The sequence below is a fragment of the Paenibacillus sp. EKM301P genome (assembly GCF_011800295.1).
Lineage (GTDB): Bacteria > Bacillota > Bacilli > Paenibacillales > Paenibacillaceae > Paenibacillus > Paenibacillus polymyxa.
In genome coordinates this window covers 1-26,282 of sequence record NZ_JAALFM010000002.1, presented here as the reverse complement: position 1 = coordinate 26,282, position 26,282 = coordinate 1, and the positions used below count along the sequence as shown (strand labels likewise).

At 43.4% G+C, this 26,282-nt stretch carries 26 protein-coding genes; 19 read left to right on the top strand and 7 right to left on the bottom strand.

The features are described from left to right. Nucleotides 1-39: 39 nt before the first annotated feature. On the bottom strand, nucleotides 40-1,506 hold the full coding sequence (locus HFD99_RS05525; RefSeq protein ID WP_039276941.1) for an RICIN domain-containing protein: 1,467 nt from the start codon (nucleotides 1,504-1,506) through the stop codon (nucleotides 40-42). A gap of 226 nt (nucleotides 1,507-1,732) precedes the next feature. Between HFD99_RS05525 and HFD99_RS05520 the strand changes: the two genes are divergently transcribed. Continuing rightward, nucleotides 1,733-2,434, top strand: coding sequence for a 4'-phosphopantetheinyl transferase family protein (locus tag HFD99_RS05520; protein ID WP_039276944.1), 702 nt, complete (start codon nucleotides 1,733-1,735; stop codon nucleotides 2,432-2,434). 47 nt (nucleotides 2,435-2,481) lie between these two features. Beyond that, nucleotides 2,482-4,071, top strand: a complete 1,590-nt coding sequence (locus tag HFD99_RS05515) for an amidohydrolase (RefSeq protein WP_039276946.1) — start codon at nucleotides 2,482-2,484, stop codon at nucleotides 4,069-4,071. A 70-nt stretch (nucleotides 4,072-4,141) separates the two neighbouring features. Here the strand turns inward: HFD99_RS05515 and HFD99_RS05510 are convergent, their stop codons facing one another. The 3 genes from HFD99_RS05510 to HFD99_RS05500 form a co-directional block, all read right to left on the bottom strand. Next, nucleotides 4,142-5,767 carry an S-layer homology domain-containing protein gene (locus tag HFD99_RS05510; RefSeq protein WP_016820464.1) on the bottom strand — a complete coding sequence of 542 codons (1,626 nt, stop codon included), beginning with the start codon at nucleotides 5,765-5,767 and terminating at the stop codon, nucleotides 4,142-4,144. A gap of 155 nt (nucleotides 5,768-5,922) precedes the next feature. Then, on the bottom strand, nucleotides 5,923-6,774 hold the full coding sequence (locus HFD99_RS05505) for a DegV family protein (RefSeq protein ID WP_016820463.1): 852 nt from the start codon (nucleotides 6,772-6,774) through the stop codon (nucleotides 5,923-5,925). A 32-nt stretch (nucleotides 6,775-6,806) separates the two neighbouring features. Then, nucleotides 6,807-7,280: a hypothetical protein gene (locus HFD99_RS05500; RefSeq protein WP_016820462.1), complete on the bottom strand. Its 474-nt coding sequence runs from the start codon at nucleotides 7,278-7,280 to the stop codon at nucleotides 6,807-6,809. Between the two features lie 220 nt (nucleotides 7,281-7,500). Here HFD99_RS05500 and HFD99_RS05495 point away from each other — a divergent pair, with 220 nt between their 5' ends. Beyond that, nucleotides 7,501-7,884: a DUF423 domain-containing protein gene (locus HFD99_RS05495; protein ID WP_031463175.1), complete on the top strand. Its 384-nt coding sequence runs from the start codon at nucleotides 7,501-7,503 to the stop codon at nucleotides 7,882-7,884. Nucleotides 7,885-7,991: 107 nt separating this feature from the next. On the opposite strand, the gene HFD99_RS05490 is transcribed toward HFD99_RS05495, so the two are convergent. Both HFD99_RS05490 and HFD99_RS05485 read right to left on the bottom strand, forming a co-directional pair. Beyond that, entirely contained in the window at nucleotides 7,992-8,540 is a 549-nt protein-coding gene (locus HFD99_RS05490; RefSeq protein ID WP_016820460.1) for a hypothetical protein, read from the bottom strand. Nucleotides 8,541-8,983: 443 nt separating this feature from the next. Further along, on the bottom strand, nucleotides 8,984-9,754 hold the full coding sequence (locus HFD99_RS05485; RefSeq protein WP_031463176.1) for an ANT(4')-I family aminoglycoside nucleotidyltransferase: 771 nt from the start codon (nucleotides 9,752-9,754) through the stop codon (nucleotides 8,984-8,986). Nucleotides 9,755-9,852: 98 nt separating this feature from the next. Here HFD99_RS05485 and HFD99_RS05480 point away from each other — a divergent pair, with 98 nt between their 5' ends. Further along, the gene (locus HFD99_RS05480; protein WP_123796957.1) at nucleotides 9,853-10,155 is read left to right on the top strand and encodes a hypothetical protein; all 303 of its coding nucleotides are present in this window, start codon (nucleotides 9,853-9,855) and stop codon (nucleotides 10,153-10,155) included. 68 nt (nucleotides 10,156-10,223) lie between these two features. On the opposite strand, the gene infC is transcribed toward HFD99_RS05480, so the two are convergent. Next, nucleotides 10,224-10,739 carry a translation initiation factor IF-3 gene (gene infC / locus HFD99_RS05475; RefSeq protein WP_019686800.1) on the bottom strand — a complete coding sequence of 172 codons (516 nt, stop codon included), beginning with the start codon at nucleotides 10,737-10,739 and terminating at the stop codon, nucleotides 10,224-10,226. Between the two features lie 171 nt (nucleotides 10,740-10,910). On the opposite strand from infC, the gene HFD99_RS05470 reads away from it, so the two are divergent. The 15 genes from HFD99_RS05470 to HFD99_RS05410 all read left to right on the top strand — a co-directional run bounded on the left by HFD99_RS05470 (nucleotide 10,911) and on the right by HFD99_RS05410 (nucleotide 25,954). Next, nucleotides 10,911-11,906 (top strand): ABC transporter substrate-binding protein, encoded by a 996-nt coding sequence (locus HFD99_RS05470; RefSeq protein WP_123796958.1) that lies wholly within the window; start codon nucleotides 10,911-10,913, stop codon nucleotides 11,904-11,906. Next, nucleotides 11,903-13,951 carry an iron ABC transporter permease gene (locus HFD99_RS05465; protein ID WP_123796959.1) on the top strand — a complete coding sequence of 683 codons (2,049 nt, stop codon included), beginning with the start codon at nucleotides 11,903-11,905 and terminating at the stop codon, nucleotides 13,949-13,951. Before HFD99_RS05470 ends, HFD99_RS05465 begins: the two co-directional genes overlap by 4 nt. Before the next feature lie 139 nt (nucleotides 13,952-14,090). Further along, complete coding sequence (locus HFD99_RS05460) at nucleotides 14,091-14,402, top strand: ArsR/SmtB family transcription factor (protein ID WP_014599587.1); 312 nt, start codon at nucleotides 14,091-14,093, stop codon at nucleotides 14,400-14,402. 74 nt (nucleotides 14,403-14,476) lie between these two features. After that, complete coding sequence (locus HFD99_RS05455; RefSeq protein WP_123796960.1) at nucleotides 14,477-15,652, top strand: MFS transporter; 1,176 nt, start codon at nucleotides 14,477-14,479, stop codon at nucleotides 15,650-15,652. 136 nt (nucleotides 15,653-15,788) lie between these two features. Further along, complete coding sequence (locus tag HFD99_RS05450) at nucleotides 15,789-16,313, top strand: hypothetical protein (RefSeq protein WP_016820453.1); 525 nt, start codon at nucleotides 15,789-15,791, stop codon at nucleotides 16,311-16,313. A 45-nt stretch (nucleotides 16,314-16,358) separates the two neighbouring features. Beyond that, nucleotides 16,359-17,033, top strand: a complete 675-nt coding sequence (locus tag HFD99_RS05445) for a VOC family protein (protein ID WP_016820452.1) — start codon at nucleotides 16,359-16,361, stop codon at nucleotides 17,031-17,033. 94 nt (nucleotides 17,034-17,127) lie between these two features. Further along, nucleotides 17,128-17,583, top strand: coding sequence for a GNAT family N-acetyltransferase (locus HFD99_RS05440; RefSeq protein ID WP_016820451.1), 456 nt, complete (start codon nucleotides 17,128-17,130; stop codon nucleotides 17,581-17,583). Between the two features lie 223 nt (nucleotides 17,584-17,806). Further along, nucleotides 17,807-19,138, top strand: coding sequence for a helix-turn-helix domain-containing protein (locus tag HFD99_RS05435; RefSeq protein WP_016820450.1), 1,332 nt, complete (start codon nucleotides 17,807-17,809; stop codon nucleotides 19,136-19,138). Beyond that, complete coding sequence (locus tag HFD99_RS25910; RefSeq protein ID WP_016820449.1) at nucleotides 19,128-19,253, top strand: hypothetical protein; 126 nt, start codon at nucleotides 19,128-19,130, stop codon at nucleotides 19,251-19,253. Before HFD99_RS05435 ends, HFD99_RS25910 begins: the two co-directional genes overlap by 11 nt. Nucleotides 19,254-19,485: 232 nt before the next feature. Next, a complete protein-coding gene (locus tag HFD99_RS05430; RefSeq protein ID WP_016820448.1) occupies nucleotides 19,486-20,856 on the top strand; it encodes a helix-turn-helix domain-containing protein in 1,371 nt (456 codons plus the stop codon). A 293-nt stretch (nucleotides 20,857-21,149) separates the two neighbouring features. Next, entirely contained in the window at nucleotides 21,150-22,493 is a 1,344-nt protein-coding gene (locus tag HFD99_RS25630) for a WXG100 family type VII secretion target (RefSeq protein ID WP_016820447.1), read from the top strand. After that, complete coding sequence (locus HFD99_RS05420; protein WP_016820446.1) at nucleotides 22,493-22,981, top strand: hypothetical protein; 489 nt, start codon at nucleotides 22,493-22,495, stop codon at nucleotides 22,979-22,981. The genes HFD99_RS25630 and HFD99_RS05420 overlap by 1 nt, the downstream gene beginning before the upstream one ends. 722 nt (nucleotides 22,982-23,703) lie before the next feature. Continuing rightward, nucleotides 23,704-24,483, top strand: a complete 780-nt coding sequence (locus HFD99_RS05415) for a hypothetical protein (RefSeq protein WP_225164862.1) — start codon at nucleotides 23,704-23,706, stop codon at nucleotides 24,481-24,483. Nucleotides 24,484-24,612: 129 nt separating this feature from the next. Beyond that, nucleotides 24,613-24,738: a hypothetical protein gene (locus HFD99_RS25905; RefSeq protein ID WP_016820444.1), complete on the top strand. Its 126-nt coding sequence runs from the start codon at nucleotides 24,613-24,615 to the stop codon at nucleotides 24,736-24,738. Nucleotides 24,739-25,405: 667 nt separating this feature from the next. Next, entirely contained in the window at nucleotides 25,406-25,954 is a 549-nt protein-coding gene (locus tag HFD99_RS05410; protein WP_123796962.1) for an RNA 2'-phosphotransferase, read from the top strand. The last annotated feature ends 328 nt before the right edge of the window (nucleotides 25,955-26,282 follow it).

The following is a 26,282-nucleotide window of genomic DNA, read 5'->3' as shown; positions in this document are numbered from 1 at the left end:
ATCTGTTCGGATGACGGCTCCTTTTGATAAGGATCTGAGCTATTCCACTTTGACTACACGGAAATGCTGGTTCGTCCCGCCATTATCGCCCCATTGAATGGCTTTGGCTCCATCGGCAGTGGCACCTTCGGAAATGTCGATTAGCTTGCCCGTTGCCCGATTTTTCAGCTTATAATAGCCTCCGGTTACGGATACGAGCTGCCAATGCTGGCTGGACCAGCCTCCATCATTCCACTGTTCAATAACTGCGCCGTCTGCTGTAGCACCGCTTTCAACACCAATCAGCTTCCCGCTGTTCCGATTCACAATTTTATAATATCCGCCGCCTGCATCCTTAAGCTGCCATTGCTGGCTTGGCGCTCCGGAATTCGCACGCTGCTCTAAATCTGCTCCGTCTGTCGTCGCATTGCCAATGATGCCTAGCGGCTTGTTGCTCTTGCGGCTTACCAGCTGATAATAACTATCCGGGTCGATGACCATCGGCGTAGTTACGCCCTCAACTACACCACTGGCGGTATCAATGCTGATGCTGTCGAACCAATCCATAGCTAATGAGGTCGCGGTTGGAAAACGCAGCGGCAGCCATACATATTGAGAATCCTGCACAGGACCGCTCCACGCCCCAGCCCAACGGTCGCCCAAATACAGATACGAGGTCGTCTGCGTACCTTCAACAGGAATGACGTAAGCCGACTGTGAACCATAGGTTGTACTATCCCCGAAGTTCATCGTATTGCTCCAGGTTCCTTCAATGCTCGATGCGGTAGCATACTTGGCCTGATTGGGATTCCAGCCGGTTGCCCCGGATGTAATCAGGAAGTAGACGTCTCCTTTTTTGAACATCGCTGGAGCTTCACGATATTGTCCTGGCCAAAGTGTAGTCACCAGCGATTCAACTTGAAGGAAATCCGGTGTCAGACGATAAATGTTCAGATCCGCGTTTACACGGGTAGCCGAAATCAGGTATGCAGTACCGTTATCGTTGTATACGGTCATATCGCGCGAATCATAATCTAGCGGACGGAAGCTGCCCTGATACGTATAATCTCCGTCTACAGTATCGGATGAGGCAACTGCCACTCGGGCTTCGTTGTAATTAATCCCGTTTTCCTTGTGCATCCATAATACGTATTTGCGTGTTTTTTCGTTATAAATCACTTTCGGACGTTCAATATTCGATACATTCAGCTCTGCGGCCGAACTGCTGGTCAGCACGTTTTTACGAAACTCCCAATTTTTTAAATCAGAGGAACGATAGGCGGAGACCGCCTTGAATGTTCCATTCGGATTACGATTTTCACCAAACCAATAATAATAACCGTCCACTTTAATCATCCCGCCCCCATGGGCATGGACCACGTTTCCATCTGTATCTTTAAACTGAATGCCATTTACTACATTCGCTGAAGCAGCTGAGGCGATCTTAGGTGAAAACATCTGAAAAATGCTTAACGAAAGCAAAATAGTGAGCATAATACACAGCAAGCGGGCAAAATCATATTTCATTGTTTCGTCCTCCTCTGTATGGTTATTTTAAAGCGCTTTCATTAATAGGGTCTATGAAGTAGTTTTGATAGAGCTGCTTATCCCAATTGTATCCATATTGAATTGAAAGTGCTAGAGTAGTATATTGACCATGTATATGGCAAGTGTCATCCTAGTTTAACAGACTTCAATCGACTGGTGAGTGTTACAAACTGGCTAATATCCATTAGGTATACAGGAGGCGACCATGGAAATATACGCGATTGATACAAGCAAGCCGGAGGCTGAGGAACATTATGAATTACTGGTAAATCAGGTTTCACTGGAAAAACAGCACAAGTTGGATCGTTTTTTACATCGAGAAGACGCTTTGAGGGGGTTATACGCCGATGTGCTGTTAAGGTGGTTGGTTTGTCGGCAATTAAAAATACCAAATGCCAGCCTTCAGTTTACATACAATGCTTTTGGCAAGCCCTCCTTGTTGAATGCGCCGGCATTCCATTTTAATGTTTCCCATTCGGGAAAATGGGTAGTATGCGCCATTGATGATCACCCGCTTGGTATTGATATTGAACAGCTCCGTCCTATTGATTTTGAGGTAGGCAGGGTATGCTTTTCAGACGCAGAGTACGATGCATTAATGCAGGAGGATGCAGAGAGTCGTTTAGACTATTTTTACGATCTTTGGACGCTCAAGGAAAGTTTTGTGAAGGCCGAAGGGCAGGGGCTGACGTTGCCGTTAAAGTCTTTTTCATTCGAGTTGGAAGCACGACCGTCTATAGGTTTCACGACAGAGGGTTTTACTACAGAGTATTGTCACTTTAAGCAATATAATGAGCTAGACCCAGATTATAAAATGGCTGTCTGTGCAGCTCATGATCACTTTGCGCAGGAGGTACAGCAGGTAGATATAAATACACTACGTTTGGAAGTGGCAACCTTGGCGTAATATGCAGCAGATCAAGCATATAGTTGGAGAAAAGGAGATGAGTGGCGTTGACATTCGTTTTGTTCAAGCACGGCAGGTTATATGGGGACTGGGCTTCCAAAGGAGACTCCATCGTTGTACAGCATGGCCGCATACAGGCCATTGGATATGCCCGGGAGCTTGAATTGCAGTTGTCCGGTAAGGAGTACGAGACGGTGGATTGGGAGGGTGCCAATGTACTGCCGGGCTTAACTGATGCCCATATGCATTTGTCTATGCATGGTATGAAGCTGGCTATGCTGGATTTCACATCAGCTACTTCCAAGGACGAGATGCTGGCTATGCTGCGCAAGCGGGTCGCTGTAACACCGCCGGGAGAGTGGATTTTAGGACTTAATTGGAACGAAAACGCGTTTATTCCTGTTGAAATTCCAAATATAGCTGAGCTGGATGCCATTACAGATCAGCACCCGGTATATCTGACTCGTACGTGCTTTCATACGTTTTTGGCCAATTCAGAGGCATTTCGGCGTGCAGGTATTCACGAGAACACCCCTGATCCGGCTTCAGGAGCCTATGGACGAGACGCAGAGGGACGGTTAAATGGATTGATTTATGAGGAAGCATCCTTTGCCTTTACAAGCGTGCAGCCAGAGCCGGATTATTCGGCGAAGAAGGATACGATCCGGCGAGCTTGTCTGGATGCGCTACGGCTGGGTCTGACTGCTGCGCACACGGAGGATTTACGTTTTTTGGGCAGCATAGAGACGATGCAGCGAATTTACAAGGAGCTGCGAGAAGAAGGTCTTGCTTTTCGCACACACCAGCTCATCTATCATCCATTTATGGAAGAAGTGAAAGCACAAGAGCTGCGTGCAGGTACTGGAAATGAGTGGTTCAAAATCGGTGCGATTAAAATATTTGCTGACGGCGCTATTGGTGGAAGAACGGCTTTATTATCCGAACCTTATAGTGATGCTCCACATACGTGTGGAATGGCCATCCAACCACAGCCAGAGCTGAATCAGATGGTGGCAGCAGCCAGAGCCGCAGGCTTTCCAGTGGCTGTACATGCCATCGGAGATGGGGCGGCGCACATGATTTTGACAGCGATGGAGGCCCATGGACTAACGGAGGAAAGCGGGTTGCCGGATCGTCTGATTCATGGGCAGGTGCTACGGGCTGATTTGGTTAAAAGAATGGCGAAGCTGCCGCTGATTGCAGACATCCAGCCTCGTTTTGTCGCAAGTGATTTTCCCTGGGTGCTGGATCGGGTTGGGAAAGAACGGACCGAGTATTTATATGCCTGGAAAAAGCTGCTGCAAGCAGGCATTCCGTGTGCTGGAGGCAGTGATGCGCCGATCGAGCCCCTAAACCCATTTCTGGGTATACATGCGGCAGTGACTCGCGCCAAGCCGGAAGAAATGCATGAGGGCTATCTTCCCGCTGAGAAGCTGGATGTTCACGAAGCCATTCATCTGTTTACTATGGGAAGCGCAGTAGCGGCTGGGGAAGCTGATGAAAGAGGGACAATCGCTGAAGGCAAAGCCGCTGACTTTACCGTTATTGACCGCGATGTATCGGAAAGTCACCAAGCTTTGCTTGATGTTAAGGTACGAATGACCGTTGTGAACGGGCAAGTTGCATACCGGTCGTAGGCTGGTAATACGTATGTATGGCAAAAGCCTTCACCTTCACTTTTTACGTGAGGTTGAAGGCTTTTGACTTTTACAAGCCACGCTGTATGAAGCGGTCCGCATTTTTCACACTGACCCACAGATCAGAGCTTGCGCCGCCTGGATACCAGTAGGCGAAGCCAGCAAATCCTTGATCCTGACCCAAGCGGTACTTACGAGTGATGGATCGCCCTTCTTCCAGCCATAGCTTATGAAGCTGAGTATCTTTGTAAGACACGGTATACTGCTGAATATCCTCGTCCCAGATCGGTTTGGAGGAGATACGGGACACCAGCAGATTTTGCAGATCTAGTGAAATATCAGAGGAAGCGATGGATTGCCCGTTAGCGTTAAGTGTCCAATTCCGTGTAAATAACGGCAGCGCCAAAATTGCTTTTTCCGGATCGGTGGTTTGTACAAAGCGCCGCACGCTTTCACGCAGCCATGGCAGGGAGGACACGGAGCCAGGGATCGAGCTCCCCCCCCAATGCTCGTCATATCCCATCAGGATTAGATAGTCTGCCGCAGCGCCAAGCCTTTGATAATCAAAAGCGGCAGTCCAGTCCGTTCCGTAATCAGGAGATACACAGAGCGCCAGTACCGCATTTTGACTTTTCAACTTCGCTTTTAATTGTTGGACGAACAATGTAAGATAGGCACGATCCTGACCATCTACATTTTCAAAATCAATGACAAGCCCATCCAAATCATGTACAGATACAGCATTGGCAAGTTGAGTTATGGTTTTAGCCCGTAGAACCTCACTGGACAGAATTTGGTGCGTCAGCGCCAGATTGGAACGGTTGCCCACCATAGCCCAGATTTTTTTTTGATGCTGTTTGGACCAGGAAAGCAGCGAAGAGTTAGTGTAATCGCTGATACTGCCCGTTTCGTTCAGAAAAAACCAGCGTGGTGACAGGGTGTTGATGTTGGATTGAAGCACCGTATTTTCAAATTGCTGAACGGTTTGGTCATATTGCCAGCCTAATCGAATGGAAGAAGCGGTGGAAGCAGCTTGGTGAGCATGCTGTGTTGAATACGTCAGCAGACGCTCCAATAATGCCGCTGTTTCTTCACGAGTGAGAGAAGATGCCGGGTGGAAATAGTTGTTCTCACCTTTCATAAAGCCGTAACGATTCACGGTGGTTACCCCTTCAAGAGCCCAATCTGCAATTTCGTCACGATCGGTGAAAGAGGATGTGATGCTACCTGATCCGCCCGAAGAGCGGATGAGACGTGCAATCATTAAGGCTGCTTCTTGCCGGGTTATAGGACTGTTGGGTTGGAATGTGCCGGACGTTCCTCCCTGTACGATATCGAGCTGCGAAGCCGCTTCGATCCAACCGTAGTACCACGCTTGCTTGGGAACATCCCTATAGGAGGAGACAGCTGCTTGTACAGGCTCCAGAGCGAGGACACGATCCAATGCGGTAACCCATTCAGCTCTGGTAACGGCCTTTTTAGGTGAGAAGTAACCAGGTTGTGTACCGTTCAAAATTCCTTTAGCGTGCAGGGAAATAATAGACTGATAGGCGTAGCTGTGTGAAATATCTCGAAAAGCTACGCCGGATGCTGCTGCCGGGGCAGCTAAGTATGAAGTGAATGCTGTGAATATTGTAATGGCTGTAGTTGCCGATAGAGTAAACCTGGTTAGCCAACGCGATCGTTTGGAACTCATCCCAATAACCTTCTTTTTTATGATAGATTGTAAGTGTATATATTGTTACTCGACGAATAATACTATCAAAAAGAGGAAAGTTATTCATTGCTAAATTGCTGGAAAAATACCAAAAAACCTGCTACCGATGGGTAACAGGTTTGATATTGGATAAACTATGCTTTTTTGGCATACATAATACCGATCGTTTGTGGACCACAATGACTAGATATAACACAGCCTGCTGTTGTTAACAGTACCTCTTGTGCGTTCGTTTCCTCTTGTAGGCGTGCTTGCAGCATCAGCGCATCTTCCTCAGCCAGAGCGTGCACGACAATGATCATATCGTTATCCATCAAATCCCGCTGGTTCAGGGCATTTTGCAGCATTTGTTCCAGTGCTTTTTCACGTTTGCCGCGGACCTTATAGGCAGGCGTCATTTTTCCATCAATCACTTTGATTACTGGACGAATTTTGAGCAGACTGCCGATCAGGTTTTGCATGCCTGAGCATCTTCCGCCTTTATATAGATATTCGAGTGTATCAATCACAAATTCCGTGTCGATTAGCGGTCTGGTTGCCGTCAACATATCTACAATCTGCTCTATTGTACTACCGTTTGCTGCCGCGCGAGCAGCTTTCATCACAAGCAGGCCAAAGCCGCATGAGAGATTTAGGGAATCAAAAACCGTAATGCGACCTTCTGGAAATTCGGAGGCAGCGAGCAGCGCATTCTGGTACGTCGATGATAGCTCGGAGGACAGACTGATATATAAAATGTCCTCTCCTTGTTCTATGTAGGGCGTAAAGGCTTGAATAAAATCTGCCGGAGAAGGTGCGGCGGTACGAGGTAAGCGTCCCTCGCGGCTGACACGCTGAAATAATTGTTCCGGGTGAATGTTCACCCCATCTTGCAATGCTTCATCACCAAATACGGTATACAATGGTACAATGCTAATCTCGTACTGTTGACGCCAGTGAGCAGGAACATCACTGGTACTGTCTGCAAAAATTTTAATTTTGTTCATACATTAAATCCTCTCTGTGAGATGCAGAAAAATCATAAAGATTGCACAGACGAAGGATAAATATCCGCCGTGCTATTCGGAATGGCGAGACCGATGGCAAGTAGTGCAATAAAGCCTACAATAATGAGTGCATTAATGATTAATCCAATAATAGCAAAGGTTTTCTTACGGTTTTTTAACGCAATGCCGATGATTCCGACCACAAGTCCGCTACAATTGAGCAGTAGGCTGGCTAAAAAAATAAAGGGAATCAGCATGGTTCCGGTTTGCTGCAAGGCGACTTCCGGGTTCATAGTTTGGTATTGGCTGAAATGAGCCATCAGATTAATGACCATAATAGCTAGAATAATATATCCGATCAGACTGACGAGCGACATAATAAAAGAAGCAATTCCGGGACCGGAATGCTTGAGCTTGACCGGAGGCTGGAACACAGGAGCTTCTGAAAAAACAGGATGCTCCTCAGACGCAGCAGGCTTTTGCAAATTAGGATCTTGGTTACTCATTTTTTCAACTCCTTGAACATAGTCCGAACAGGTACTAATTTTCCACAAAATAAACAAAAAAGCAAGCCACTTTACACATTACCCTCCAATAGACAGGGCTTAATCATCAAATTTTGTATGCGGTTTGTTTACACACACTGGCTGGTAAACTTCATGCTGTTCCGATAAAATAAGAAGAACATTCGGGTAAAAGGATCAGTGAAAAGGAGTATAAAAAAACATGCAACGAAGATGGATTATGGTAGGATCTATAATGATGATGTTGGCGGTAGCCATTGGAGCGTTTGGGGCGCATATTGTAAAAGCACGGATTGACGCGGATGCATTGGCCGTATATGAAACCGCTGTGAAATATCATATGATTCACGCTGTCGGATTGCTGATCATTGCGTTGGCTGCCGGACAGTGGGGCCCTTCGACCCGCTTAAGATGGGCTGCGCGGCTGTTGTTCACGGGTATCATTTTATTTTCCGGCAGCCTGTATGTGCTAAGTTTAACCGGAATCCGTGTGCTGGGTGCGATCACCCCATTAGGAGGCGTGTGTTTTATTGCAGGATGGATATTGTTGGCATGGGCTGCTGCCGGTCTAAAGAAAGAGAATTAGAAAGCTCATTGCCCCAATTTAAAAAAAGAGAATCGATAGGAAAGACGCCATGTTTTTCCTATCGATTCTCTTTTTTCATGCTTACTTGTTCTAGTGAGATATTACATTTACGATGTGATCTCATCAATCTCATTCATTTTAAAGGAGTACACTTGCTTCTCATCAACATGATACACACTCAGCAGGTTATTATCATGATCCAGGTTGAGTATGCGGCATGGAATGCTACGCTGTCCGCCGTAGCGGTTCACGATTAACCGTACAAGCGTATTATCATGTATATAGCGTTTGATCCATTCGTACGTACTAAGGTCTTGTTGTATTGCAGGCTTTGGCTGTACGTGGGATTGTTTGATCTCTTGAATAACGGGTGTCTTGTTCGTAATTGCGGCTGATTTCTTTTTGGAGAATTTTTCCGCAAGCGTAGCGGCTGCATCAGACGGGCTATTAACGGCCGACTGTTTTTTTAGATACAATGCAGCTTCAATTAAATTACCAAGTTCGATACCGGATTGAATCCGACTATCCGCAATTTGTTCGTTTTGGCTCAAGAGATGAAGCAGGAACTGAAGGGCCTCTACGTTCGAACGACCTTTAACTAATACATCAACATTAAATAAATAACTGGTTTCGTCTTGATTTGATTCCTTTTTCATACATCCTCCAGCCCAAGCCCTGGGTAATTAGTCTTTTGTAGTACCTATCAATATATCATTAAAATGTAATCTGTCATAGGGCCTAGGGCCCTGTTGTTGGACATTAGCAAAAATAAATTCTATATAAAGCCCTATGAGCTAAATTTTTTCTGAATCCACAGGAAATGTACATTTTAGCATATGTGTACATGAATGAGGACTGTGTATGAGAAGAATTAATAGAGCTAAAGTATGCATATACCGAGAATAAGTGAGGTGGGGAATGAAATCAAGTAATTTAAATTTTAAATATTTTACAAAAAAGTATAGCGTGGCATATCTTCATTACGGATCTTTTTCCGCCGAGAAAAAAATTAAAATCCCCCTTAACGAAAGAGGGATTTGGCATATCGAAAACATGGTATACTATAGTAAGCAAAAAATAAAGTGGATGTTATATTCAATCAAAATGGGATTCGTTGTGATTGAATATGATAGTCATGTTCGACTGCCCAACTCACAAGGCTACTCCAGAAATTTTCACAGACTGAAATGATCTTTGTTGGTTCCGCTAAATCTCCGGACATAACCAACTTAACTAGATGATCAAATCCCTCTGGACGACCCGGCAGTTCCAGTGCTTCTGGTAGAACCATTGAGCCCGTTGAGAAAAGCTTCTGATTGTGTAACCCAACTAACATAGCTCCATATTGGGCAAACTGCATGATCAAGTACGGCAAGTAGGTACGAGGGCCATTTATACTGACATTTCTAAGCTTTCCAATAAACTCATACATTTCACCTACAAGCACTTCGTTGATTGCATGCCTGAAATCTTCCTTTGTTGGGGATTCGGCAGCTTCCTTTAATATGGAAAAAAAGTCTTTAGGATCATACAGACGAAGTGGGGAAAAGAAGGGTCCATGTGTCAACGGCCACGTACCCTCAACAGTAGAGGCGGTTTTCAGAAGAATGTCTGAACTACAGACGTTCACCTCGGCTTTCCAAGGACCCGCCGACCATTCATGGCTAAAATCTACGGGAGCGTTGGATTCACTTAGTACACAAAACATTTCAATATCTGAGAAAGGGCCGTCCGTACCTTTGGCAACAGATCCATAGACCCCTATAGCTAGAATTTTGTCTTTGTATACTTCATGCAACCTAGCAGCTATTTCATGGCACGTCTGAAGCCTCTCATTTCGGGAAATGTGGACAGGTCCATTCATGTTCATTTGTGATTCTCCCTCCGTTTTTAGCAAGCATGGTATGGAGTGCTGTGGGGAAATAGCGACAAGTGAAAACATCTATTTTATCAGTAGTGTGGTGACTTATGAAGCCCTTTGTTAAGAGAACTAAAAACATTACGGTCAATAATTTTATTTTTCATTGTGTGATTAATGAAATGCCTAGCAGAGATTTTGTCAGTCTTAGAATATACTCTTCCAAAACTTCATTTTTTGAAGTGAGCTTTGCATGGAAGGGGAACTGGTCCATCAACCTTCATAAACCCAATACTTGTGCCCGTATCATTAAATATGCTATAGCACTCGGATGGGATTACAGCCAAGAAAAGAAACAGATGAAAATGGATCAGGCTGATTTTCTTATAGCCGAACTAGGTTTAGAGGACTAAGGTGAAGTGTTTGATCGTACGAACTAAGAGACTTGTCCAATCTACTGATTCGCCATTTGGTTCGCCATTCAGCGAGGGTTTAATTTCACCTGTGAGCCCTTGCCGCCCGTCTGGATTCCAGTTTCCTTTACACCGACTTCCTTCAGATCGCCCAGTAGACGCTCCAGTACCGCTTTGGCGACAGGTGCTTCTTTTGCGCCTGAGGCCTTAACGACCAATTGTACCGGTTTACCAGAACGCAGTTGTTTGTCCGCCTGACGCAGCTTCGTGTCGTAATCATGCTCCTCAATGTGAGCGGTGAAGCGAAGCTCCTTGACCTTTTCTTTACCATGGTTTCCTGCGGCTTGGCCGTTATTTGTTTTGCTTGCTGCGGCTTTTTTTTGCACAAGCGCTTTTCCTTTGCCCTTTGCAACCAAGCTGCACGGTGGCGGACTACTCATCAGTGAGGTGCAGACCAGGTCCACTCCCTTGGATCGGGCCATAGCCAAGGCTTCTGACTTGGAAACAACGCCGAGCTTCTCCCCTGAGAGTCCGGTGAGCACTACCTCGTCAGCTTTAATTTGCTCGTTAATTAATACTGCCACTTCAATGTAGCCTCCCTTAAACAATGATAAAACTATCATATACGGAACCTATGTGCGATTCAATTGAACTTCGATATATCCTTATTGACAAAAATCACTAACCCCTATACTCTTTTACTGATAATGATTATCATTTTCCGATGCATATACATACAGGGGTGATTGAGAGAAATGAAAAAGATGTGGAATGGCCTATTGTTATTTGTAGTTTTAGCGATTGTATTGGCAGGCTGCGGTTCGGCTGCGAATAGCTCGAAGACGGAAGGGGCTACAGGGTCTGAGCAGACATCTACAGCGGCTGGTCCGGTTACGGTTAAGGACGACCATGGGGAAGTCAAGCTGGACAAGCCAGCGGAACGTGTCGTTGTACTCGAATGGACGTTTACCGAGGATCTGATAGCACTTGGCGTACAGCCGGTCGGGAATGCGGACAATGCCAATTACAAGCTGTGGGTGACACCAGAGGCGAAGCTGGCTGATACCGTAACGGATATCGGTACACGGGGCGAACCCAATCTCGAAGCGATTGCGGCGCTCAAGCCGGATCTTATTATCTCTAACGCCGATAACAATGCAGCGATCTATGCGCAGCTTAAGGGAATTGCACCAACGATAGAATACGATCCTTACAAGGGGAACGGCTATGATTACGACCGTATGGTCGAGATTTTCAAGCAAATCGCGGTGGCTACCGGTAAAACGGAACAGGCTGATAAAGTATTAAGCGAGCTTGACCAGCACTACGTAGAGGCAAAGGCAACATTGGAGAAAGCGGGCAAAGTAGACTTTCACTATGCGCTGACACAGGCCTTTACAGCTCAAAATGCTGCCAGTCTGCGAATGTTCAAGGATAATTCAGTTGTAGCGGGTACGCTTGCGAGAATCGGCATGGTGAACGACTGGAAGTCGGACCAGACTGAGAAGTACGGATTTAGTACCGTAGGCATCGAAGCTCTTCCAGCTGTACAGGACAGTAATTTTATCTACATTACGCAGAAGACGGACGATATATTTGGCGCTGCGATGAAGAACAACACGGTATGGAACGGACTGAACTTTGTTAAAGAAAAACGCACCTACCCGCTAGACGGTACAACATGGACTTTCGGCGGCCCAATTTCGTCCAAAGTACTGGTTGATCAAGTAGTCGGAGCTCTAACGAAATGACCCGAACGGACACAACGGGGTTATCGAAGACTTGGCGTATAGGAAGCATCTTTGGGGGCGGCTTGATCGTCCTCATCGTGCTTTTTTTTGTAAGCTTGTGTTATGGGGAGGCTTCGATCCCGCTCCATACAGTCATCGAGGCGTTGACCCAGCGTCAGAATACGCTTGAGCATAACATGGTTTGGGATCTTCGGATGCCGCGTACGGTCATTGGAATTCTGGCTGGCGGTGCGCTGGCCATCGCGGGTGCTTTGCTTCAGGCCATCACCAAAAATCCACTGGCAGCTTCTGATACCCTAGGGATAAACGCGGGTGCCTACTTTGTGGTCGTACTGGGTGCGGTGATGTTTCCCGGATTGCTGCACCAGGCGCCATTTCTATTTGCCGCCGCTGGCGGTCTGCTGGCAGCGGTGCTGGCTTACTTTATGGGCGGGGGAAGAGCGGGAACTCCGATTCGGTTGGCGCTTGCCGGCTTGATCGTATCCATGGTTCTTGGTTCGTTCACCGGAGCGCTACATATCTTTTATTCATTTGAAACACAGGGACTGTTTCTCTGGGGTTCGGGCTCACTGGTGCAAAATGATTGGAGTGGGACGACTTACGCTTGGCCTTGGGTCGTAGGACTCTCGGTAATTGCTGTCTTGCTGTCAAGGCAGTTTGATGTGCTGGATCTGGATGAGTCCACATCCACGTCCCTTGGACAAAAGGTTAGCTTAACCCGGGCGGTGGGTATTGTATTGGCGGTTCTGCTGTCGACCATTACAGTCAGCGTCATTGGTCCCATCGGGTTTGTAGGTTTGGTGGCTCCGCATTTGGTGCGCCTAAGCGGGTTGAAAATGCATCGTTGGGTGCTGCCCGGTTCCTTCCTCTGGGGGGCACTGCTGTTGATCGGCGCAGACGTGCTGGCGAAAATGATTCACAAATCAAGCATGGATCTGCCAACCGGAGCGGTCATGGCCTTGATTGGGGCACCTTGGTTGATTTGGCTGATTTTGCGGAAAATGAAGCTGCCATCCGGTATCGGCGGACAGTCTTCCATGAACATAGGTGTGCGCTCTCGGAAATTACCTTTTGGCAGACTGGCTACAATATTTGCGTGCTGTGCCGTGCTGCTAACGGTATTCAGCCTGATGTTTGGAGGAATGCGCATTCCAGTGGGGGATCTGCTATCCGGCCTGTTTGGCGGGGAGAGTGCGAATTCGGCTTTGCTTCAATTTAGAATACCACGTACGCTGGTGGCGGCCGGGGCTGGTATCGCGCTTGCGGTCAGCGGCGTCTTGATCCAACTAGCGGTTCGTAATCCTTTGGCGGATGCCTCGATCATTGGAGTTTCGTCAGGGGCTGGTTTCGGTGCGCTTGCAGTGATTATCGTGTGGCCTGGGCTGCCTATTTATATGCTGCCCATCGCGGCGATTGCTGGAGCGGCAGTGTCGGCAGCGGTGATCTTCTTTTTATCGTGGAACAAGCACCTAAATCCGTCAGTGGTCATCCTGCTTGGGGTTGCCGTATCTGCCATCGGATCAGCCGGTATTCAGGTGTTGATCATCCAAGGTTCGCTCTGGGGTAGCACAGGCTATATCTGGCTGACTGGTAGCACCTACGCTCGAAACTGGGGGCAGGTGGCAACCATTCTGGCCTTTCTACTCGTGTTGTTGCCAGTAGCATGGTGGCTGGCTCGCCGTTTCGATCTTTTGGTATTTGACGATAGCAGCGCTATGGGACTGGGGCTTCCGGTGCGCCGCACCCGGCTATGGGCGATGGTAGTAGGTGTGCTGCTGGCGGGTGGAGCAGTAGCCTGTGTGGGTACAATCGGCTTCATTGGGCTGATTGCTCCGCATATCGTGCGTACGTTGATCGGGCACCATGTACGCCGTTCCATTGTTCTGTCTAGCATCTTGGGAGCGGTCATGCTGGTGCTGGCGGATACGATTGGACGGACCGTGCTTGCGCCGACCGAAATTCCTTCTGGATTGCTGATTGCACTAATCGGTGCACCGTATTTTCTGTACTTGATGTACCGCTCGAATAAGAGTAAATCTGTGTAGTTGAGATGACACGAACAGGCTGTTTCCAAGCGGATTCTCCGTGAGGAAGCAGCCTTTATTATTTTTTTCTATGTAATCATCTGAGGAATCATCTGAATTAAATATTTACAAATCTAATAAAGTAGATATAATGTGAAGTATGGAACCGTCATTGATTTATAAAGCTTTGTCGAACGAGACTCGTCGTCTGATTATGCAGTGGTTAAAAAAACCAGAAGATTATTTTGATGAGCAGGCTTATTTAAAGCAAGGGCTCAATTTTCAAATTGGTGTATGTGTGGGAGATATTCAGGCCAAATCGGGGCTTGCACAGTCTGTAATCTCAAGTTATTTATTAACGATGCAAAAATCCGGTTTGTTAGAGTCTGAGCGAGTAGGAAAGTGGACGTACTACCGTCGGAATGAAAAAACAATACAGGAATTTGCCGAGTACATCCAAAAAGAACTATAAACAGAAAGGAGTTTTTTTTCACATAACATATCTACAAATCTATATATATAATTAATTGGAGGCTTATACTTACTATGAAAAAGGTTAACCCGATACTTATTATCATTCTAGCTTTGGGCGTGTTCGGCATTATTACAACGGAAATGGGTATTATAGGTGTTCTTCCCCAAGTCACTCAAAAATTCAATATATCAGCTTCCCAGGCTGGTTGGCTCGTCAGTATATTTTCTTTCGTTGTTGCGATCTCAGGGCCGTTTTTGACCTTACTCGTTTCTGGCATGAATCGTAAAGTTATTCTATTAATAGCAGTATTCAGTTTTGTTATTTCAAATCTTGTCTATGCCTATACTACTCATTTTGAGGTCATGCTCATTTTTCGTGTTCTTCCTGCAATATTTCATCCTGTCTTTTTTTCAGTTGCCCTCGTGACCGCATCTAATCTTGTTCCCCCTGAAAAGAGCAGTAAAGCCGTCACCAAGGTTTTCGCCGGAATCACGGTAGGATTTGCTTTTGGCGTACCCTTGACTTCTTATCTTGCTGAGAAAATAGCGTTAGAAGCTGCTTTCTGGTTTGGAGCTGTCGTAAGCATGATTGCATTTGTAGGAATCCTCATATGGCTTCCTTCTCTACCTGTTCAGGAAAAAATGTCTTATGGCAAACAGCTAAGTGTATTACGCAAGCCTCAATTATGGTTCAATATTATGTCAGTTATTTTTATCTTTGCAGCTATGTTTTCAGTGTATAGCTATTTTGCTGAATATCTTGGAGAAATAACCCGTATGAACGGGTCATGGATCAGTATGATGCTGATGGTCTTTGGAATCGTTATGATTTTTGGGAACTTTTTATTTGGGGGATTACTACATAAAAATCTGACAAAGACTGTCATCACGTTCCCGTTGCTATATATGGTCATTTACGTACTCACTTATGCTCTGGGTACTTCTTTCCTACCGATGATTGTGGTTGTGCTCATTTGGGGAGCTGTACATTCCGGAGGGCTAATTATTAGCCAAGCATGGTTAACCACTGAAGCGAAAGAAGCTCCAGAGTTCGGTAATAGCCTATTTGTCTCATTTTCTAATCTCGGTATTACGATAGGGGCTGCTATGGGTGGGTGGTTTATCTCTCACTTGGGAATACACCAGCTCATCTGGAGTGGAATGATGTTTGCACTGCTAGCATTTTTATCGATTATCACAAAAATAAAAATGTTCAAATCAAATGCAACGGAAGTCAACGTGCGTTAAAATATGGAGAGGCAAACGGGATCTTGGCGTTGCTTATCTGGGGAGTGGTATCCTTAATTAAGCGCTTTCGTTAATCGTAATGAAGGAGTAGACATCTCTATGTGTTGAAATTACATTATTTATGGGGAGGAATCTGATGGATATTCGAATGTATCACGATCTGGAGGCTCAATTGGAAGAAGCGATTTGGGCTCTTGGAGAGGAAGCAGCTCTTACACTTCCCATAGATAGCGGTATGGCCGAGGAAAAGGCACAGAAGGCTTGGGATCTAATCCCTGAGCCAAAGCATACATGGGGCATTACAGGTGTAACCTTACATCAGTATGTTCAAATACTCAACTATAACAGTCATATGGAGCGATCAGTAGAGCTTTTAAATGACGAAATTTTAGATTTGGAAGGTTCAGGGCACCGAATTATACATGCAGAGCCTTACATTCAAATGGCGGAAACGCATCTTCTTCAGAGCAAGCCTGGATTAGCTTATAAATATCTCAAGAAGGCATACTCGATTGGGGGCGCACGGGCATTTCGGGATCAGCCCAAGCTTTATCTCGAAATGGCGAAAAGTAAAGCTCTGGATGAACAGGATATATTACTTCGATTTAAGGCGTTGGATGTGAATTCCAAACTTTTGAGCGAATTAAAAGATAGCCAATAATCAATGTAATGGTCTTATTTTTTATTTATGAGGAGGACGACTGCTTTGAAATTAAAAGAAGTGCTCTTAGGTACACACAGCTTCGAAGCGATGAAGATTTTTTACGGTTCTCTCCTGGATTTGCAGGTTGTAGAGGAGGGTCCATCGCGGTTATCGTTTCAAGTAGGTGAATCGGTGCTTGCTTTTCAGGAATCCTCCCATATGGAAAATGAGTTTTACCATATTGCCTTTACGATTCCAACCAATAAATTTATAGAAGCCAAACAGTGGGCTATCAACCGAGGAATTTCGTTGATTTCAAGGCACCAAGAAGATGAGTTTTTTTTCGAAAACTGGAATGCAACCGCGTTTTACTTCTATGATCCGGATCAAAACCTCGTTGAATTCATTGCCCACCATACACTCGATAATGCAGTCGCTGAAGCTTTCGGATCTCCCTCGATACTTCGTATAAGCGAGATTGGTCTTCCGGTCGATGATGTCCCAGAGGGTTCTAGAATAATTACCGAAACGTTCCAACTTAATTCATGGGGAGGGGCTGGACAGAAATTTGTACCGCTAGGGGATGTGGAAGGTTCCTTTATTGTTACAGACAAGCAACGTCCCTGGTTTCCTGATGATAGGCTTCCGACCGTGTTCAGCATCCGTGTCTTGTTTGAAGGTATATGCTCTGCCCGTCTTTCGCTTCATAATGGGTCGTATGAATTGAGATCAACCTGAGTTAAGGCTTCATCTCATCGCCACCACCCTGGATTTCTAGAATAGATCAATAAGAGGAAAATCCGGGGATTACCATACATATAGGAGAGAATAGATGAATATTAGATTGCTAAATTCAAATGAAAATTATCCGTTAGAGCTCTTGTTACTAGCTGATCCTTCGCGCCAACTTGTTGAGGAATATTTGAAAAGAGGGCAGTGTTATGTAGCAGAAATTGACCATCAAATTGTGGGAGTCTATGTTCTTTTACCTACAAGACCTGAAACAATTGAGGTGGTGAATATTGCAGTATCGGAAGTCATGCAGGGTAAGGGGATTGGCAGACAATTAGTGACACATGCGATTGAAACAGCCCGGATACAAGGCTATAAAACATTAGAAATTGGTACAGGAAACTCTAGCATTGGACAGTTAGCTCTCTACCAAAAATGTGGTTTCAGAATTGTAGGTGTAGATCTAGATTTCTTTGTCAGACATAACTATGTAGAAGAAATTTATGAGAATGGCATACAGTGTAGAGATATGATTCGTATGTCTCAGGATTTGTAGAGCTTAATTTTCTTTGCAAACCCTTCAAAGGTATCTTAAGTAAGGTTCTGAAAGGTATATGATATTGTGCCAAAAGATGGTACAATGAATTGCGGAAAGGCTATACAATCATTGGATTGCAATAGTCCTTTTTTAATGAGCTGATATCCTACTAAGTTCCTGACAAGGGGTGGTTACTTTGTACAACACAACAACCACGATACTCACAGAGATAGCAAAACATATGAGAGATCATGATTTAATCCTAAGTGATTTAGCTAGAGCAGCCGAAATGAATCCGGGCACCATGAGCAGTATTATTAATGGGAACCGCACACTTTCAGTCGATCAGTTAGACCGAATTACACAAGCGATGGGCTATCCCGTTGGTTATTACTATGAACGCTACGTGTCTGAGTATTTAGCAGAGGCTAATCCGAATTGGCGTCGAATGAGTCCTTTTATACATAATTGTGCGAGACTCAATAAATTGGACTGCATTCATGATGTGGTTAATTTATTGATGGATAAACTAGGCTATTCAGAATCTTTATTTGAGCTTGCCGAAGAATTATTTCATGAAAAAATGTATCAAGCGGCAACCATACTTTATGAAAATGTGGCTATAAGTGAGAAAAAGCAATATTCAGAACGTCTGGCTATGTGTCAGTATCGCTTGTTCCATACAAGGCAAGGAGATAATCAGGAGAAAAACTATGAAGCAGCCGTTCAATTTGAAATATACGTTGATCGACTAGATGAGATAGAACAGTTAGATGCATTAAAAGATCTGGCGAATACATACCGTTCGTTACGAAAATGGGACAAAGTAGAATTATTCGCTAAAGCTCTGGGAGACAAGGCAAAAATTCAATATAAACTGGAGCAAGAACGCCATCCATCCAAAAAAGAAAATGCAAAGAAACCAAGCTTTCCTCTGTTTGCTTATTGGGCTTTTTCTCATTTACTTCGTGCACAAGCATATGACGAGAGGAAAGACTATGAAAAGGGACTTCATCATATCAAAAAATATGCAGATTTAAGCTGGGTTTTGGATACAGATGAAGAAACATTGAAATGGAAAAATAAATATGAGGATTGGGCGGTAGTAAATACTTATGTAAATAAGCTTCTTTCAGGCGAAGAGAGCGTACTTCCCGAGTATGTAGCTTATATTTCTTCAAGGAAAGATGAGGTTCTTCCCGCACTTGATAATATCCTGGAGGCGGCTAATCGATACCAATTTGATGTAGATGATATTTTAGAGCAATTCAAGGAGGACATTTCATCTTATTTAGAACAACAAAAAATCGAAGGCTTTTATACTCAAAGATTCATAACAGAACGTTTTATACATTTTTCTAAGGAATTATCAGTCTACTTTTTGACTAAAGGAAGATTCTCTGATGGTTTTAAATTTTTATTAAGTTGTTTGGAAAAATCTACATTAATCAATAATAAATCATATATAATTAAATGTATGAGGCTTTTTGAGTCTTATCAAGAGCATTCATCATTTGAGACGAAGACAGCTTACAGAAATTTGATTAATGAGGTGGATCAAGATGAAGCGTAAAATAATTCTGACCTTTTTAGCAACCAGCTTTATGTTAGTAGCGATAGTTACTGCCCCTTTACTTTTTCATGATCAAGAACATGGCTATCAACCGAGTCACCATGGCGAAATGTAATTATTCTTAACAGAAAAAAGATGCATGATATTTAAAGCACTTAAAAGGTACAGAGTATAAACCAAATGGATAAGGGAACAGGTTAGATGGAGTTATCCGTCTAGCCTTTTTATTGCGTGTTTTGCGGTATATAAGCAATATGAGAAAATCTTCTTTTGAGAAATATATGTAAAAAGTGCAAAAATGTATTATGTATTGTATGCCGAGTTTACGTTGAAAGGGTGGTTTATCTATGGAGATCATACCTACGATTAGAGCAGAAGTTCAAACCTATCTGATACGGAAAAGTTTAACCATGACCGAGTTTGGTCACATGATTGATTTGAATGTAGGTACAGTTAGTGGCATTGTGACGGGCAACCGATCTATTTCTGTTCACCAGCTAGATCGCATCACTATGGGAATGAATTTACCACCGGATTATTTTTATGAACGTTATATTGATGAATGTATTGAAGAAGAACCGCTCAACTGGCGAAGAATTAGTCCTTTTTTGTACCGTTGTGTGGAGTTAGGGCGACTTGATTGCTTGCGAAGAGTTGTAGGTATGTTGCTAGATAATCCTATTTATCTTCCTTCACTTTTTGAAGTAGCCGAGGACTCTTATAAAAAAGGTTTTACTGAAGCAGCGGCATTCCTTTATGAAAATGTGGCAGAAGGGGAAAAGTATCAGTATTCAGAACGATTGGCCGTTTGCCAATATCGATTGTTTACAATTCGTATTGGAGACGATCAAGAGAAAAACTATGATGCAGCAATTCAATTTGAACCTTACGTTGAACGGTTAGATGAGATAGATCAGCTTGATGCGCTAAGAGCGTTAGTAAATACATATCGTTCTCTACGAAAGTGGGATAAATTGGATGTGTTTGCAAAAGCATTAGGAAATAAAGCTACAATACAATACAAAATTGACCAACAGCATCATGAAAATAATGAACACACAAAGAAGCCGCTATACCCTCCATTTGTCTACTGGGCATTTTCGCATTTAATACGTGCTGAAGTTTGTGATGCTAATAAAGATTATGAGACAGCGCTCCAACATATCCAGAGATATGCCGATTTAAGCTGGGTAGAAGAGAAAGATAAAACGACTCTAGAATGGAAAAATCAATTTAAAGAATGGGCAACCGCTAATATTTATGTGAATAGGCTTATGTCAGGCGACTTAGGTGTAATCCCTGATTATGTTGCTTATTTCTCTTCAAAGAAAGGTGAAATACTCCCTGCAATAGATAATATAATTGAGGCGGCTAATCGATATAATATTAATGTAGATCACATCCTTGAAATGTTTAAAACAGAAATTCAATCTTTTTTGAATGAACAGAATCAGGCAGGCGTGTATACTCAACAAATTAGTTCAGAACGTTTTACTCATTTATCAAGGGGATTAGCAATCTACCATTTGCGTGAAGGGAAGTTTTCAGATGGGTTCACATTTTTGTTCAGCTGTTTGGAAAAGTCTGCTGAAGCTAATAATAGAATACAAGCAATCAGATGTATGAGGTTGTTTACACATTTTAAAGAACATGCATCTGCTCAGACGAAGGCAGTCTATGGAGAACTGATTAAAGCGGTTAACGAAGAGGAAGAGTAAGCTGATCCCACCATTCCAATTGCAAATAAAATGCTTTTAAGTTCAAAACTACGCCTGACACTGATTCCTGAGTTGCAGGATATGGTTGAGGGGCGAAGTTTAGGGCTAATAGTGCCACGTTAATAAATGTATCTTATAACAAGGGAGTATGATACTTAAGACATAATAAATCTGTTTATTTCAGTTCAAATGTCACAAGGATTAAAAGGAAATAACAGGATAGTAGATGGATTTTCCTAAATCACCCCTTTTGATAAGATTATTTCCATCAAAATTAAAGTGGGCGTGGTAGAATGGGGAGAATTTTAGTTCCACCTGACAAATTGATGGAAGTGGCTGATCAGTTCTTACACGGAAAGCATGAAATGGAACGTATGCTGAATTCTTTGAGCGGACAAATTGATTTTGTGCAACAAGGCTGGTCAGGGGCTACCCGAGAAAGATTTTTTCAGGAATTCCAGGTTTCTCGACAATCCATGAGTGTAACGCTTGAACGACTTTCTACGGTTGCACAAGAACTCATTTTTATTTCAAATAACTTCACACAAGTAGATGGGGAAAAAGTCGTATTAGATGTGCCAGGGAATGGTGTACCTATCAAAACAGCATCCAGCGGTGAAGGTTGGTTACATAAAATTTTTGAACAGATTGGAAAAGCGGAGATCACCAAGGCCGAAGCCCAACTGGAAGCTAGCAAGCTACAAGGAGAAATTTTCTGGGATACTGCACAGGGAGCAAAAGGTGCTATTCAAGAAGATTTAACCTTAGGGATACTGCCTGATAAAGAACGGGATTATGATCATCCTATGGCAGCTAAAGTAGGCGAAATTCTCGGTCACGTAGCTACGACATTGCAGGGCGCCGGTGAGGTAGTAGCTGGATTAGGTGGAGAAGGATTATCAGTTGCTGTTTCATCTACAGGAGTTGGAAGTATCGTTGGAGTACCAGGATTAATTGGATCTGCAGCTTTGGCAGCGCATGGAAGTACCACCGCATTTAAAGGTGCAAGTGGAATAGGAGAAAAAACAGCCGAATTGTGGCAGATGGTGAAAGGAGAAGGCGGAGGCTCATCAAAATCTACCCCTTCTTCGGGAGCTAAGGCAGAAAAGGCTCCACATGTGATCGAGGGAACCCACAATAATAATATGGGTAGCATAATTAAGGAAGGAAATAAGACAAAATATACAAACCCTGCTGGCAATGAATTGACATGGGTTGATCAACATCCCAAAAATATTAACCGGGATATTGAGAACTTTATGAATAGCTCAGATGTAGGAAAGGCAACTGAAGCAAAAGTAGCTGGCTTTTTAAAAGAAGAACGGGAAGTCACAGGTTTTGGACAAAAAATATTAAAGAAAGATGGTCAACTTGCAGGTGATTTAGATGTAGTTACAAAAAATGAATTAATTGAGGTTAAGGCTTCAATTAAAGCAGTTAAAGAAGGACAACTTGAGAAAATGACAATTACAACTGATAAGCTTTATTTTAATCCAGAACAGAAGAAAGTTATACTTTATATTGATAAGCCTTTGGGCAATCTATCTCAAAGCAATATAGAAAAATTAGATAATATCAAGAAACTAGGAGTAACTGTTGTAAATTCCTTGGAGGAATTAAGAAAGGTGGTTAAGTGATGGGGAGTTCGGCTTTTATTTTAATAGAACGAGAAAAATATACACCTGAGAAATTACTAGGAGATGCAATCGTAGCTGCCTTTCATGCAGATGCTGGATTATATTTTGACAATGATAAAAAATATAAGAACGAGCAGTTTTTTTCAACAACTCTAAATATTTCTTATAACCCACTAGGTACTGAAAATAACCAGCAGTTTATATTCTATATTGACGGAATTGAAAATCACGAAATTAATTATGAGCATGATGAGGATGTTAGTGGATTAGATTCAAGCTTGTCCTTGTACCAAGTAGGATATATTGAAGATGTTTATGGTGTTGAAGAGCTTATTTTTCGATTTATATATGAATATCTCAAACTTAATCCTACTGACTATTTTTGGATTCCTGATTATGATTGGGTTTACAGTTGGGAGGATATGCAGAAGTTTAGATCTCTGCCTTATGATCCAAACTGGTGCTATAAAAATCCTAAATCAATATAATTTACAACGATTAATGAATATCTATAAGCTTGCTCCTTTAACAATAAAATGGGAGCAAGCTTTTTTCATAGTAATTTATCTGATAAAGAAGATAATTTGCATGCACCTAAGAATTAAGAGGCGGGTTTAAACAGGAGAGTCTTCAGTCAGGCTACTAACTTAGCGATATGGGTAAAGTATACAGAAGGTGCGTGAATGTTATGAAGTATGATACATTCTTAAAATTATGGGAAGAACAAAATAGTCTAATGAGACTATTGTTCTGTGAAAATAAAGTGTTAGACTGAAAAACAAAGCATTAGACCGTGAAAAATAAAGTTGTAGACTGGCAGCCGGCGTTAGCCGACGGGCAGGATAACGCAACCATTAGATGGACTTATGGTTCTCATATGATACAATTTATCCCAGAAGTATCTTCGCGGGTTAATGAAAAGCAGCGGTGACGAACTAATAGGAGACCAACACAAAAAAGTGGTGGTTTTATGGATATGCAATAATAGTTTACTATAGGATCTTATTCCTCGGTTCGTCTGAACCGATTGTAACGGAGATTCATGAAGTACCTGGAGAGATGGAAATAAAAGTGTTACCTGACAATGGACAGAGCGGGATTGGAAGAGCGGAAGTGAAGTGGCAAAGCCCGTAAGCGTAGGTCACAGCTCATAATACGAACGGAGAACTATAGCTTAACCAAGAAATTACTGGAAAATGCGGAGGGTAATTTGGATCGCAATTCGCTGGAATCGAGCGAAGATTCACTTCGCAGACAACTGGTGGCACTACGCGCCGAATGGAACTTGGTACTAAAAGGAGGGGGAGGACACATGCGAGAAGAACAGGAAATATTCGTGGGCAAAGGATATAATAGGTCGTACGCAATTGCTACGGGTCTACCGATTTTAAATATTAGGGGTAGCTTATCGCGTGAAAGTAACGGCCAACTACCGTTTCCGTGGGTGACAACAGGCATCAAGATTGATAAAGAACAGATGTTGGAAACCGTTATGAAGCAGAAGACACTCGAGTATTTGTTCAAGATGCAATTCAGTAAGGAGGAAATGACCGACCGCAATTTGGTTGTAGGCTGTTATGAATATAAGAATCCGAATGACAAGGAACAAATAACGCTATATGCGCTGGTTTCGTTGAAGGAATTTCTCGCGAGATACGGCGATGAACGGGCATCAGAGATTCTGATGCGAGTTGGCTGCGCATACGAGAAGATTATGGAAGAATGCGATGAAGCCATTGAAGAACACTATGCAGTGTTGCGCCGGGCACTTCATTTGAAGAATCTGAGGGACAAATATGACGTCGTTTACGAGTGGGTTGAAGAGGAAGGGCAAAAGACGTACATAAACAGATACACCAAATCGAGTTATACGAAGATTAAAGCTGAATCATTCGTAGAGTTGACCAAACTCTATGATGAACAACGGAAGAAGGATGCAAAGAAGACGTTCTCGACTCTGGAGCCGTTAGAAGCATTCATGCAAGCATAAGAAAACCGCCCCTTTACGGGGCGGTTATTCAACGTTTCATCGAACGAAGATTCGAGGAATATCCAGCGATAGAGAGGATTCTCGACAGTCGCATCGGAAAGTGCTGACCCGTACGCCAGATATGGTCGAATGGAACTGATGGAAGACGTTGATCCAGCCAATTATTTCGGCAAAACCATAGAGGTGGAACGATTTAAGGCGATTGGAAGCCTAGCGATTCAGGGAGAATTTATCGACCTCGGTGTTTCTTACTGACGGCAAGCCGATCGGTAGCACCGAAACGGTTGTAGATATCAACGGGGGTGACATGTTCTCGCTCCCTAGTGGCAAGCCGCTGCAGAGTATAAGTGGCAAGTCCTTCGAGGCGTGGCAGCGCGACTAGCTGGATCGGTACGGCGGATGACAAGAACCTCATCTTGTATCAAATAAAATTTATCAAAACAGCCAGTCTTATCGCATGAAATAATTTTACACCACTTGTTACGCTAACAGAGAACGTTAGTTCAATAAACCAGCGGCAGTCTAGGACTTTATTTTCAGGTCCTTGACTGCCGCTGGTTTTATATTTGGGTCAGTCTAAAACTTATTATTCCAAGTCTGACGATTTAGCAATTCAGAATCAGCTTAGGAGCAACAAATCCAGTCTAAATCTTTATTTTCATCGGACAACTATTAGAGAGAGGAGGGATTTAAGAATCGGAAATTTTTATCATGGATTTGATAAGAGGTATTTTCAGTTATTTTCATTGTGGGCTGGGACTTGCAAAAATATTGGAGGCTTATAACAGATACAGTCTAAGAGGTTTTTTAATTGGAGCTACATCTTTCCTTATCGGAGGTTTGGGGCTTTACTTCACAAGGCGCTATGTATCATTGGATAAGTTATTATAGGTAGACAAATATTTTATTAAAGGAGTATACAATGCTAACATCAAAACAAGAAGAGAGCCTTAGTAAATTTATAAGTAAGATTCTGAGGCATACACCAGAACAGTTTGGTCTTGAGCTAGACCATGAGGGTTATTGTGACATTCAAGACCTGATGCAAGGAATAAGATCAGAGAACAGATGGTCTGATGTCAGTGAGTCGGATATCGAGCAAGTAGTAAGCCATTGTCCAAAGCAGAGATATGAGATGGTTAATGGGTACATAAGAGCTAATTACGGGCACAGTGCAGGCAGATTGAATTATAAGGAAGCTACTCCACCAACGATTCTCTATCACGGTACAAACACAAAGGTAATCCATAACATTTTCACCGAAGGAATTAAGCCAATGGGGAGAAAGTATGTACATCTGTCTGAATCCCTTGAGTTTGCAATTTTAGCAGGCAAAAGACGTGGGGAACTGGTGATTCTCGAAGTAGACACAGCAAAGGCATTGGCTAATCAAGTGAAGTTTTATAAAGCCAACCATGGTGTTTGGCTTGCTGACCTTGTACCCCCACAGTATTTAAAGAAGCTTGAATAAAACGTAAACCCAAAACATTAACGATGATCACAAAGACTAGACAAAATCATTCCATATAGTCTCTGTGATATCGCCTATTTTGCTGTACATACATAATCCTCCTAAAATTTTGAATGTATCCACGGGTGTCCACACTTACCCGCAAATGTCGCATAAAATATCCCGGATGAACAAAGAGGAGGTGCATGTAACCATGATACACATGGAACTCATTCAAGTGGGTGAGCATACATTTATCGGAGTCGAGGTCTAACTGCCTAAAACAACCCTGTTGACGATCTCCAACTCCCGTGGTTACATCATGTGTGGTGCGTCTAAGATGTACCGA